Genomic DNA, 12,487 nt, shown 5'->3' on the forward strand with positions numbered 1-12,487 from the left:
ATGGACTATGCAGAATCGTATTGATCAACTGTTTGCCAAAAAGCAACACGGTATTCTGAATATATATTGTACAGCCGGTTTCCCGCAGCTGAACGACACCCTCCCGGTAATGACGGCCCTCCAGCAACACGGGGCAGACATCATCGAACTGGGCATGCCCTTCTCCGACCCGCTGGCAGACGGCCCCGTTATCCAGAACAGCGGTACCATCGCCCTGCAGAATGGTATGAGCCTCCGCGTACTGTTTGAACAACTGCAGCACTTCCGCGAACGTATACACATACCCGTTATACTCATGGGCTACCTCAACCCCGTACTCCTGTACGGCGTGGAAGCCTTCGTGAAAAAATGTGCGGAAACAGGCATCGACGGCATTATCCTGCCCGACCTGCCCATGGCGGAATATGAAGAGGTCTACAAACCCATATTCGAAAAATATAATGTACACCTCATCTTCCTCGTTACCCCGGAAACCAGCGATGCACGCCTCCGTAAACTGGACAGCCTCAGCAAAGGCTTCCTGTATGCGGTATCCTCATCCTCCACTACCGGAAAAGACAAGGACATCAACATGCAGCAATCCTATTTCGAACGCCTGCAGCAGATGAAACTCAGTAACCCGGTACTGATAGGATTCAATATCAGGGATAAAGCCTCTTTTGACGCCGCCGCCCAATACGCCAACGGCGCTATTATCGGCACCGCGTTTATCAGGGCTATTGAAAACAGTAAGAACATTGATGAGACAGTTCGTACATTTATAGCAACAATAAAATGAAATTACGAATTACGAATTGCGAATTACGAATGAGGAGCGAAGATGAAAGCGGAAAAAGAATTTACATCTCCGCTTTCATCTTCGTTCTTCATTCGTAATTCGCAATTCGTAATTCGTAATTAAAATTATTTAGTACAATGAAAACTGCAATCATAAAATACAACGCCGGTAACATCCGCTCCGTGCAGTTCGCGCTGGAACGTTTAGGCGTTACCGGTATCGTAACAGATAATCCGGAAGAAATTATTTCAGCGGACAAAGTGATCTTTCCGGGTGTGGGAGAAGCCAGTACCGCTATGCGCTATCTGCGGGAAAGGAAGCTGGATCAGCTGATTACCGGTTTAAAGCAGCCGGTGCTGGGCATCTGCCTGGGGATGCAGCTGTTGTGCAAACATTCGGAAGAGAATGATACTGATTGCCTGGGTATTTTTGATACAGCGGTAAAACGTTTTCAGTCACCGGTAGAGAACCTGTTAAAGATACCGCAGATAGGATGGAATAATATAACCGGTCTGCACAGCGTGATGTTTGAGCATGTGCCGGAGAATGCCTATATGTATTTTGTGCACAGCTACTATGCATCACTGGGTGCTGATACGGTTGCTATCACTAATTATGTGATCAACTACAGCGCGGCGTTGCAGAAGGATAATTTCTATGCCGTGCAGTTTCACCCGGAGAAGTCCGCAGATAGCGGCTCCCGTATTATTGAGAATTTTTTGAATTTGTAAGATGAATATCAGGAGGATCAGTGCAGATGAAACGCTGCCACTGCGCAGAGATGTCATGTATCCGGACAGGCAACTGACGGAAGTAAAGGTGGATCATGATGAAGACGGCCTGCATTATGGCGTATTTGAAGGCGGACAGCTGGTAACGGTTGTGTCGCTTTTTTTAGGCAGGGAAGAGGCACAGTTCCGTAAGCTGGCAACCGCTACGGCTGCTCAGGGTAAAGGTTTCGGGAAGGCGGTGCTGGCGCATCTGTCAGACATCTGCCGGAAGGAAAATGTGAAGCTGCTGTGGTGCAATGCCCGTGAAACCGCTGTATCCTTCTATGAACGCCTCGGCTACCGCATAAAAGGCGATTATTTTAAAAAAGACGGTATTAACTTCGTACGCATGGAATTACCACTGACCGCCTCCGCAGGCAAATCTTTCGAAATCATTCCCGCTATTGATATTATCGATGGTAAGTGCGTGCGCCTCACGCAGGGAGATTACAACCAGCAGAAAGTCTACAATGAACATCCGCTGGAAGTTGCCAAGGCATTTGAAGCGATCGGCGTACGCCGCCTGCATCTGGTAGACCTGGACGGTGCGAAGAAAGGAGCTGTCACCAACTGGAAAGTGCTGGAGAATATTGCCGGCAAAACTTCGCTGGTAACAGATTTCGGAGGCGGTATCAAAACGGACAAGGACGTGGATATCGTATTTGAATGCGGCGCTGCGCTGGCCACCATCGGCAGCGTAGCCGTGAAATCGCCGGAGCTTTTCTTCAGCTGGGTAAACCGCTATGGCGCAGAGAAAATTTTCCTCGGCGCCGATGTAAAGGAGGAAAAGATCGCCGTCGGCGGATGGCTGGAAACTACCGGCCTCTCCGTATTCGACTTCCTGAAAGATAACATTGCCCGTGGTGTGCAGCATATTTTCTGCACCGATATCGCCAAAGACGGACTGCTGCAGGGACCATCCACTGAACTGTATAAAAAGATCATAGCAGCATTCCCGGGTATCAGCTTCGTTGCCAGCGGCGGCGTCAGCAACATCGCAGACGTAGCCACCCTGCAGGAAACAGGCTGCAGCGGCGTCATTATCGGGAAAGCAATATATGAAGGAAATATAACGATGGAGGAATTGAAGTCATTCCTTTAACCGGAGGAATTACGAATTACGAATTGCGAATTACGAATGTTGAGCGAAGACATCAGCGAATGTTATAGTCTTTGTTGATATTTCCGCTGATGTCTTCGCTCAACATTCGTAATTCGCAATTCGTAATTCGTAATTTCCCCCTCAACTATCAGGCTCCATTTAAATCAACAGACTATGCTTACCAAACGCATTATACCATGCCTGGATATCAAAGACGGCCGCACTGTAAAGGGGGTCAACTTTGAAAATATCCGCGATGCCGGCGACCCGATAGAGCTGGGTGCTTTGTATGCCGCTCAGGGCGCCGATGAACTGGTTTTTCTGGATATAACGGCAACGAATGAACGAAGAAAAACACTGGCCGAACTGGTAAGCCGTATTGCGCGTCATGTGAATATTCCTTTTACAGTAGGCGGTGGTATTGCTGCTGTGGAAGATGTGAACGTGTTGCTGCAATCCGGTGCAGACAAGATCTCTGTGAATACGGCGGCTTTCAATAGCCCCGGGTTGATCGATGCGATGGCGCGCGAATTTGGCAGTCAGTGTATTGTGCTGGCTATTGATACCCGCTTTGAAGATGGCGACTGGTACGTGTATCTGAACGGCGGCCGCGTGAAAACAGCTACCAGGGCATTTGACTGGGCAAAGGAAGCGGTGGACAGAGGCGCCGGCGAAATACTGCTGACGTCCATGAATAACGACGGCACCAAGAAAGGCTTTGCACTGGACATCACCGGGCAGTTGTCACAAAACCTGCATGTGCCGGTCATCGCTTCCGGCGGCGCAGGAACCGTAGAACATTTTGTGGATGTTTTTGAAAAAGCCCAGGCGGATGCTGCTCTTGCCGCCAGCATCTTCCACTATAAGGAAATTGAAATCCCTGCACTCAAAACTTTCCTGTATGAGAAAGGCGTGAATGTCAGGTTTTAACCATACATACCAGAAAATCCCCTAACATGCAGATAGATTTTCAGAAATCCGCCGATGGCCTTGTACCGGCCATTATACAGGATGCAGTTACCCACAGGGTGCTCATGCTCGGCTATATGAACCGCGAAGCGCTGGATAAAACGCTGGCAGAAAATAAAGTGACCTTCTACAGCCGCTCTAAAAAACGCCTCTGGACAAAAGGAGAGGAGAGTGGCAACTTCCTGCTGCTGCAGGATGTGAAAGTAGACTGCGATTATGATACCATCCTGATCAAAGCCAATCCCGTAGGCCCTGTATGCCACACCGGCGCAGATACCTGCTGGGATGAAGTCAATGAGAGCAACGATTTCCTGGGTAAACTGGAAAGCATCATCACCGACCGGAAAAATAATCCTTCCGATAAGTCCTACACCTCGCAGCTGTTTGCACGCGGTATCAATAAAATTGCACAAAAGGTTGGCGAGGAAGCAGTTGAAGTAGTTATCGAAGCAAAAGACAGCAACGATGATCTCTTCCTGAACGAGTCCGCAGACCTGTTGTTCCATTACCTGATACTGTTGCAGGCAAAGGGTTTCCAGCTGGCAGATGTTATAAAGGTGTTAAAAGAAAGACACCGGTAGAAGTAAGGGTAATTAGCTATCTTTACGTTTCTGACTGAAAAAATAATCAACATGAAAGGATTTTTCCTGTTAGCCACAGCTGCATTATTATCGGCGGGAGTTCACGCCCAGCAGGTGTCCGGCACTATTAAAGGAGGAAACGGAAAGAAAATATACCTGTTTGATGACCAGGATAACAACCCGGATGATTCACTGGTTATTCAGAATGAACAGTTTACATTTAAGGTAAAGCCAACTAAACAGCCTTACGTATATGCGCTGATATTACAGGATGTAAACTATCCCATGCTGTTTGTATCCGGCAGTGAGCCGGTGCATTTCACGACCACTGTTGCTACCTACCCTATAGCTACTGCTGTTAAGGGGAATGACAACACGCTGGCCATGCAGGAATATCAGAAAACATTTGATCCGCTGATAAAAAAAGCGCAGGTACTGAACCAGGAAGCACGGGAGATAAATCCGGCCAACGAGCCTGATATCAATGCTTTCCGGAAGAAGGCCGATGCTTTCGGAGAGGAAATTGTGAAAACAGGAACCACCTTTATCAAGGGCCATCCTAAAAGCATTGCCAGTATCTGGCTGATGATGAACGAATTGCGCACACGTGTGGAACCGGATGTGTTCCAGCAGCTGTTTGCATCCCTGGACAAAAGCGTGCAGGAGAGCCAGTACGGCGAAAGCGTATCCGCTTATATAAAAAGCCTGAAAGCCAATGCTGTCAATATTCCTGCGGATGATTTCTCCCAGGAAGATGTGAAGGGGCAGGCCGTAAAACTGTCGTCTTTCCGCGGAAAATACGTACTGGTGGACTTCTGGGCCAGCTGGTGCGGACCCTGCCGTCAGGAAAATCCTAATGTGGTGAAAGCATTCAACAAATACAAAGGCAAAAACTTCACGGTCCTGGGCGTTTCCCTGGATAATGACCGCGACCGCTGGGTGCGCGCCATCCAGCAGGACGGCCTCGCCTGGACGCAGGTGTCCGACCTGAAAGGATGGGGGAACGAAGTGGCCGTTCAGTACGGAATTCAGTCCATTCCGGCCAACTTCCTGGTAGGTCCCGACGGGAAAATTATTGCCCGTAACCTGCGCGGGGAAGAGCTGGAGCAGAAACTGGAACAGATATTGAAATAGCCGTTTATCAAAATCCGGTTGTCTTTGACCTGCCAATTGTGCAAATTTGTTGTAATTCGTAAAATTAAAAACCACATGAAGAGAATATTTGTCGGTGTTGCATTACTTATGCCCGCTCTGGCTTTTGCTCAGGACAAAAAAGCGTCTGCAGGCAAGCCCTACACGATCCAGGGAACAGTTTCCCAACAGCAGCATCCTGCCACTGTATATATCCGTATGCGTAAAGGAGGCGAAAACTTTGTAGACAGCGCGCAGCTGAAAGATGGTAAATTTTCCTTTAACGGTACGCTGGAAGAGCCGGTGCTGGCCAGCCTGATGCTGGTGCGGAAGAACGCTGAAAAGCCGGTATCTATGGGCCGCGATATGCTGGCGGTTTACCTGGACAAAGGCAGTATCGTTATCAATACTACAGATTCCATCAGCAAGGCCACCGTTACCGGTTCCCGTGCTGACGAGGATTATAAGAAACTGCAGGAGCAGCTGAAGGAAGTAAACGAAAAAGGCGCCGCACTGCAGAAACAATACCGCGAACTGGCGAAGAACAAGGATGAAGAAGGCATTAAAAAGCTGGAAAGCACCTGGGAAGCGCTGGATGCAGAAGAAAAGAAAATCGAAACAGATTTTCTGCAGAAAAATACTTCTTCCCCCATCGCTTTATACGTGCTGAACCAGGTAGCCGGTTACGACCTGAAACCTGAAGAAGCAGAGCCACTGTTCAAAAAACTGAACAAAGACGCTAAAAATTCTCCTTCCGGTAAAGAATTCGCCAAACGCATTGAGTCAGCCAAGAAAACCGCTATCGGTCAGCCGGCTATCGAATTTGCACAGGCAGATGCAGAAGGAAAAAATATCAGTCTGTCTTCTTTCCGCGGTAAATATGTACTGGTAGACTTCTGGGCCAGCTGGTGCGGACCCTGCCGTGCAGAAAACCCGAATGTGGTAAAGGCTTATGATAAATACAAAACCAAAGGTTTTGAAATCCTGGGCGTTTCCCTGGACGATAAAAAAGACCGCTGGCAGGCTGCTGTAACCGCCGATAAACTGGCCTGGACACATGTTTCAGACCTGAAAGGCTGGAAAAATGCCGCTGCTGAATTGTATGGCGTCCGTGCTATCCCGCAGAACGTACTGATTGACCCTAAAGGCAAAATCATCGCTAAAAACCTGCGCGGCGAAGAACTGGATAAGAAACTCGGAGAGTTCCTGCAGTAAGCGGTTTAGAGATTTGATTATTTAATTATTTGAGATTTTATATCCATAAAAAAGCCCCCTGAATAGCTCAGGGGGCTTTTTTTATTGATATAAAATCTCAAATCTCAAATAATTAAATAACTAAATGATTAAATGATTTTTTTGTCTGGCCGGAAAAAAAATTTGCTTATCTACGAAATGTTCGTAGATTTACGAAACATTCGTAACGAATAATCAGCTAAACTATGGAAAAGCTTACGCAGCAGGAAGAAGCCGCGATGCTGGCAATATGGAAAACCGGGGCCGGACTGGTGAAAGATTTCCTGGAGGCGCATGTGGCGCCGGCGCCGCCCTATACAACCCTGGCATCTACGATCAAGAACCTGGAGAAGAAAGGGTTTGTAGAGAGCCGTAAGGTAGGCAACGTATATGAATATACGCCGCTGATCCGGGAGGAGGCGTATAAGAATAAATTTATGAACGGGTTTGTGAAGAACTACTTCGAAAACTCCTATAAAGAGCTGGTGTCTTTCTTCGCAAAAGAGAAAAAGATAACACCGGACGAGCTGAAAGAAATTATCCGCATGATCGAAAATGGTAAATAGTTATGATACCTGCTATCTTCATTTATCTGCTGAAAGCCAATATAGCCCTTATATTGTTCTTTCTGACCTATTGGCTGGGCCTGCGAAGGCTCACCTTTTATACGCTTAACAGGGCCTTTCTGCTGGCTGGTATCGCATTTGCCTCTCTTTACCCGCTGATACCGATCAACAGCTTTATGGATAAGCATGAATCCATTACCGGAACCGTTATGCCCTATATACCGGACCTCAGTGCATGGCAAGCGGCCGCTGCACCTGTTTTTACAGTGTGGACGGCCCTGGTATGGCTTTTCTGGGCTGGCGTATCGGTGATGGCTATACGTTTTTTATTGCAGCTGTTTTCACTGTGGAAAATTCACCGCAGATCGGAACGCAGCCACGTGGAAGGCTACCAGGTAAGATTACTGGAAGAGGAAGTGAATCCCTTTTCTTTTTTCCGGAATATTTATATTAATCCTACGCTGCATAAACCGGAGGAAGTGCCTTCCATCCTGCATCACGAGTGGGTTCATGTACGGCAGTGGCATAGCGCAGATATTATTTTAAGTGAACTTAACCAGGTATTTTACTGGTTCAACCCCGGCGCATGGCTGATGAAAACCGCCGTGCGCGAGAACCTGGAATTCATCACCGACAGAAGCCTGCTTCGCCGGGGTGTGGATAAAACCGCCTATCAGTACAATCTGATTAAAGTTAGTGGGATCCCATATGCGACGGCCATCGCAAACAATTTCAATTTCTCACATTTAAAAAACAGGATCATGATGATGAACAAACAAAGGTCATCTGGTTATCAGCTGGTACGCTACCTGGTATTCGGCGTATTGGTGGGAGCCGTGGTGTTATCGCTTAATTACAGTAAGGCGGCTGTAGCGCCTGCCCATAAAGTAATAAGCGCAGACACCGTTCCGCCGCCACCGCCTCCTCCTCCTCCGCCATCCAATATCCCTGTGCCGCCACCAGCGCCGCCAAAGAATGTACCGACTCCTCCTAAGCCGCCAAAGAATGTAAAAGCGCCGCAAGCGCCGGTTGAAAGGAAAGCTGACAGCCGGAAGAACAGCTTAACCATTACCGGTAACGGTCCCATCGTATTCAGAGACGGGACACCGCCTGCAACTTCCCCCGTTTATGTAATAGACGGAAAGGTTGGCTCTGCAGGCGCTGCTAAAACCCTCGATGCGAATAATATTGTTCAGGTGGACGTCCGCAAGGATGACCAGAGCAGCAACCTGGTAGAGAAATACGGCGAAAATGCCAGGAACGGTGTGGTATTTATTTATACCAAAAACAACGATAACAAGTCAAACAATGTCGTAGAAGAAAGACCTGCGGCTGGTGGCAATCTGCTCAAAACCCGCGATGGTAAACCTTATGAAGGGCTCGTGCTGATAGACGGGAAACCCTCTACTACCACTGAACTGAGCGCATTATCTCCGGATAGAATCGCCTCCATGGAAGTACTGAAAGGCGATCATGCCAGTATTTATGGCAAAGCCGCGGAAAAAGGCGTTATCCGTATCGTTCTGAAAGGAGAAAGTAACATCAATAATAATAAAACCGGCGGTGCACACACCGGTAAACAGCCGGATAAACAATAGCATCAGCAGTTATTTCCGCAACAGAAATGCCACGGTCCGCCACCGTGGCATTTTTGTTGCGGTCAACTTTATCTGTCTGAAGATGTTATATTATTCACCTGAAAACGTTTTTTTATGTTACAGCAAGGAGATAAGGCACCGGACTTTACACTGAGCGCCACCCCGGACCGAACAGTCACCCTGAGCAGCCAGCAGGGAAAGAAGATTATACTCGCCTTCTATCCGGCCGACTGGAGCCCGGTTTGCAGTGATCAGATGGCGTTATACAATGAAACGCTGCGTCTTTTCGAAAAGCACAACGCCGTCATTTTCGGTATATCTGTTGACGGTGTATGGTGCCACCAGGCTTTCTCAAAGGACCGCCACCTGCACTTTGACCTGCTGGCAGATTTTGAACCAAAGGGCGCTGTCTCCGATTTGTACGGCGTCTACAAAGATGGCGTCAGTCAACGCGCCCTTTTCGTCATCGACGAAACAGGCACCATTCAATGGAGCTACCTGTCTCCCATCGGCGAAAACCCTGGTGCAGACGGCATACTATCCGCTCTCGAATCCCTCCCCGGTTAAAGCCACAAAAGACCATCCAAACAAATTCATCATCATATTATCATCAAAACAAAGCATCAAAACAAAACATTAAAACAAAGCATCATCATCAAAACAACATCTCCGCTCCTCATTCGCCATTCATCATTCGTCATTCGCAATTAAACCAAACTTTATGCTCACTCCTCCCATCAACACCCGCGACCACATCACCGGTAATCCGCAAGGCACTATTGAGCTGGTGGAATACGGCGACTTTCAATGCCCTTATTGCGGCGAAGCCTATCCGCTGGTAAAGCATATGCTCCAGGCACTGCAGGATGTGAAGTTTATATTCCGGCACTTTCCTTTGTCCGAGGCACATGAATATGCTACAGATGCGGCCCTGGCGGCAGAAGCGGCCGGCAGGCAGGGGAAGTTCTGGGAAATGCATGATGCGCTGTACGAAAATCAGGCCCAGCTGAGCGAAGGCTTATTGTCGCAGCTGGCAAAAATACTACGGCTGGATATGAAGCAGTTTGCGGCCGATATGGAGGATCACCAGCTGTTAAGCAAGGTGGAAGCAGATTTCGAAAGCGGCGTGCGGAGTGGTGTCAATGGCACGCCCACTTTCTTTATCAATGGAAAGCGTTATAATGGCGACTTTACAGACCTTTTGTCAACGTTGAACGGAACGGACGCATCTGAATCCGAGATTTGACAAGCCGGACTCCGGCGTTGTTTTCATGCGTGCGGATACGCGGTATCCACGGCAATATTCATCACTGCACATATAGGAACCGCCTCTGATCACTCTTTTGGCGGCGGCAGGATCTTCCGGATCGTAGGCCCTGGCCGGGCCTGCCGGATTGGATGCCTGTTTGCCGGAGGTAGTATAGTAATTGGCATCATACCAGTCGGCACACCATTCCCACACATTGCCGGACATATCATAGAGTTTATAACCATTAGGGCTATACGATTTTACCGGAGCAGCGGCATAGAAGCCGTCAGTTTTGGTATTGCGGAAAGGGAAATTACCATTCCAGGTATTGGCCTTTGGCTTGCCGGCAGTCAGTTCTTCATTGCCCCACGGATAAAGTTGCCCGGAAAGGCCGCCACGGGCGGCATATTCCCACTCTGCCTCCGTAGGCAGGCGCTTACCCGCCCATTGGGCGAAGGCCTGTGCATCCTGCCAGGAAACCTGCGTAACGGGCATTTGTTCCCTGCCTTTTAAATCGCTGCCCGGTCCGTCGGGATGACGCCAGTTGGCGCCGGGTACGAAACTCCACCAGGCGGATACATCATCAAAAGGTACAGCATGATCCGGCGGGGTAAATACCAGCGCGCCGGCAGCGAGCATACTGCTGTCAGGCTCCGGGGATCCCGGTAGCATGGAGGCCATCAGCTCCTCTTTGCTGAGCGGCTTTTCTGCCGTTGTCACATATCCGGTCGCGGCTACAAAAGCGGCAAATGCTTCATTGGTGACTTCATGTTCATCCATCCAGAAGCTGTCTACACGCACGGTATGTTTCGGATACTCGTCAGGCATGCCGGTGCTGTCATCTGCCCCCATAGCAAAGACGCCGCCCGGAATCAGTACCATCCGGTTCAACGTATCTTTTTCTGCAGATATCTTTTGATGCTGTGCATTGGAATCATTGCCTGCGCAGGCTCCCAGTAGGGTGAGCATGCTGAGATACACGAAATATTTACCCATTTGCTTGCTGTTGGTATTAAAGATCTTTCAAAAATAATAATCCTGGTCTGCTCTTAACAATTTTATAATGATTTATTTACCCAAAGTATTGTAAACTGCATCATAATCCGGTCCGGTACTGTCAGCCGACGCCGTTATCACTGTTATTGCATATGCAACAAACGACCATACCCTTTACGAGAAAAGACTTCGGAGAGGATTTTCTTTGGGGGGTCACCATTTCTGCTTTTCAGAATGAGGGCGCCTGCGATCACGAAGGCAAAGGACCTTCTATCTGGGATACCTTCACCCGGCGGAAAGGTAAAATAAAGGACAGAAGTCATGCGCAAACGGCGTGCGATTTCTACAACCGGTACACACAGGATATACTGCTGGCAAAGATGCTTGGCTTTACGGTTTTCCGTTTTTCTATTGCATGGTCAAGAATAATACCTAATGGCACGGGAGCTGTTAACCAGGCGGGTATTGACTATTATCACCGTATCATTGACGCCTGCCTGGAACTGGGGCTGGAGCCCTATGTGACGCTGTATCACTGGGATCTGCCGCAGGCGCTGGAAAACAAGGGAGGCTGGTGCCACCGCGGCGTGGTCTTCGCCTTTGAAGAGTTTACCCGCATATGTACCCGCGCCTTTGGCAACAAGGTGAAACACTGGATTGTGCTGAACGAGCCTTTCGGCTTCACCGCCCTCGGATATATGCTGGGCGTGCATGCTCCCGGTAAATTCGGACTCTCCTACTTCCTGCCTGCGGTGCATCACGCCGTACTGGCACAGGCGGAATCCGGCCGCGTTATCCGTGATGAAGTTGCCGGTGCTGTTATCGGTACGGCACTGTCCTGCTCGCAGATTATTCCTTTTACCAATAATGAAAATGATATGCGCGCTGCCCGCCGGGCAGATGCACTCTTTAATCGCCTGTTCCTGGAACCTGCACTGGGTATGGGTTATCCGGCAAACGACTTCCCGCTGCTGAAGCGTATTGAACGCAGATATGCCCTGTGGCGCGATTGGGACAAGCTCCCTTTCGACTTCGATTTCATCGGTGTGCAGAACTATTTCCCGCTGGTAGTAAAACACAATGCTTTCATGCCGGTGGTCAATATCTCTGAAGTAAAAGCTAAATCACGTAACGTACCTGTTACCGCCCTGGGATGGGAGATTAACGGGAACGGACTATACGAAATACTGAAACAGTTTGCGGCCTATCCGGCTATCCGTAAACTGATTGTTACGGAAGGCGGCGCCGCTTTCCCTGATCTCCGTGCAGAAAACGGCGCTATTGCTGACCACGACCGTATCGCCTACTACCAGGAATACCTGTCTGCCGTACTGCGCGCAAAAAGCGCCGGTGTGCCGGTGGATGGCTACTTCGCCTGGACGCTCACAGACAATTTCGAATGGGCGGAAGGATACCGCGCCCGCTTCGGACTGGTACACGTGAATTTTGAGACGCAGCAACGAACAATTAAAGACTCCGGCTACTGGTTCCGTAAACTGCTGCTGGAGGAATAA

13 protein-coding genes are annotated in these 12,487 nt (G+C 49.0%); 12 read left to right on the forward strand and 1 reads right to left on the reverse strand.

Annotated features, from left to right (window positions below; all coding sequences use genetic code 11):
• Positions 1-7: 7 nt before the first annotated feature.
• The 11 genes from trpA to GWG06_RS12845 all read left to right on the forward strand — a co-directional run bounded on the left by trpA (position 8) and on the right by GWG06_RS12845 (position 9,974).
• Positions 8-778, forward strand: coding sequence for a tryptophan synthase subunit alpha (gene trpA, locus GWG06_RS12795; protein ID WP_127042741.1), 771 nt, complete (start codon positions 8-10; stop codon positions 776-778).
• A 137-nt stretch (positions 779-915) separates the two neighbouring features.
• The gene (gene hisH, locus GWG06_RS12800; protein WP_127042743.1) at positions 916-1,509 is read left to right on the forward strand and encodes an imidazole glycerol phosphate synthase subunit HisH; all 594 of its coding nucleotides are present in this window, start codon (positions 916-918) and stop codon (positions 1,507-1,509) included.
• 1 nt (position 1,510) lies between these two features.
• Positions 1,511-2,650, forward strand: coding sequence for a 1-(5-phosphoribosyl)-5-[(5-phosphoribosylamino)methylideneamino]imidazole-4-carboxamide isomerase (gene hisA / locus GWG06_RS12805; RefSeq protein WP_160713650.1), 1,140 nt, complete (start codon positions 1,511-1,513; stop codon positions 2,648-2,650).
• A 174-nt stretch (positions 2,651-2,824) separates the two neighbouring features.
• Positions 2,825-3,580, forward strand: a complete 756-nt coding sequence (hisF, locus tag GWG06_RS12810; RefSeq protein WP_127042747.1) for an imidazole glycerol phosphate synthase subunit HisF — start codon at positions 2,825-2,827, stop codon at positions 3,578-3,580.
• A gap of 26 nt (positions 3,581-3,606) precedes the next feature.
• Entirely contained in the window at positions 3,607-4,200 is a 594-nt protein-coding gene (gene hisIE / locus GWG06_RS12815) for a bifunctional phosphoribosyl-AMP cyclohydrolase/phosphoribosyl-ATP diphosphatase HisIE (RefSeq protein WP_127042749.1), read from the forward strand.
• A 51-nt stretch (positions 4,201-4,251) separates the two neighbouring features.
• Complete coding sequence (locus GWG06_RS12820) at positions 4,252-5,334, forward strand: TlpA disulfide reductase family protein (protein WP_127042751.1); 1,083 nt, start codon at positions 4,252-4,254, stop codon at positions 5,332-5,334.
• 75 nt (positions 5,335-5,409) lie between these two features.
• Complete coding sequence (locus GWG06_RS12825; RefSeq protein WP_160713652.1) at positions 5,410-6,546, forward strand: redoxin domain-containing protein; 1,137 nt, start codon at positions 5,410-5,412, stop codon at positions 6,544-6,546.
• Positions 6,547-6,770: 224 nt separating this feature from the next.
• Complete coding sequence (locus tag GWG06_RS12830; protein ID WP_160713654.1) at positions 6,771-7,130, forward strand: BlaI/MecI/CopY family transcriptional regulator; 360 nt, start codon at positions 6,771-6,773, stop codon at positions 7,128-7,130.
• A 2-nt stretch (positions 7,131-7,132) separates the two neighbouring features.
• Complete coding sequence (locus GWG06_RS12835) at positions 7,133-8,728, forward strand: M56 family metallopeptidase (protein WP_160713656.1); 1,596 nt, start codon at positions 7,133-7,135, stop codon at positions 8,726-8,728.
• 114 nt (positions 8,729-8,842) lie between these two features.
• On the forward strand, positions 8,843-9,295 hold the full coding sequence (locus tag GWG06_RS12840; RefSeq protein ID WP_160713658.1) for a redoxin domain-containing protein: 453 nt from the start codon (positions 8,843-8,845) through the stop codon (positions 9,293-9,295).
• Between the two features lie 154 nt (positions 9,296-9,449).
• A complete protein-coding gene (locus GWG06_RS12845; RefSeq protein ID WP_160713660.1) occupies positions 9,450-9,974 on the forward strand; it encodes a DsbA family protein in 525 nt (174 codons plus the stop codon).
• Here the strand turns inward: GWG06_RS12845 and GWG06_RS12850 are convergent.
• The gene (locus tag GWG06_RS12850; RefSeq protein ID WP_160713662.1) at positions 9,933-10,973 is read right to left on the reverse strand and encodes a formylglycine-generating enzyme family protein; all 1,041 of its coding nucleotides are present in this window, start codon (positions 10,971-10,973) and stop codon (positions 9,933-9,935) included. The two genes, GWG06_RS12845 and GWG06_RS12850, sit on opposite strands and share 42 nt — an antisense overlap.
• Before the next feature lie 152 nt (positions 10,974-11,125).
• On the opposite strand from GWG06_RS12850, the gene GWG06_RS12855 reads away from it, so the two are divergent.
• On the forward strand, positions 11,126-12,487 hold the full coding sequence (locus GWG06_RS12855) for a GH1 family beta-glucosidase (RefSeq protein WP_127043214.1): 1,362 nt from the start codon (positions 11,126-11,128) through the stop codon (positions 12,485-12,487).

Source organism: Chitinophaga solisilvae (assembly GCF_009928525.1).
GTDB lineage: Bacteria > Bacteroidota > Bacteroidia > Chitinophagales > Chitinophagaceae > Chitinophaga > Chitinophaga solisilvae.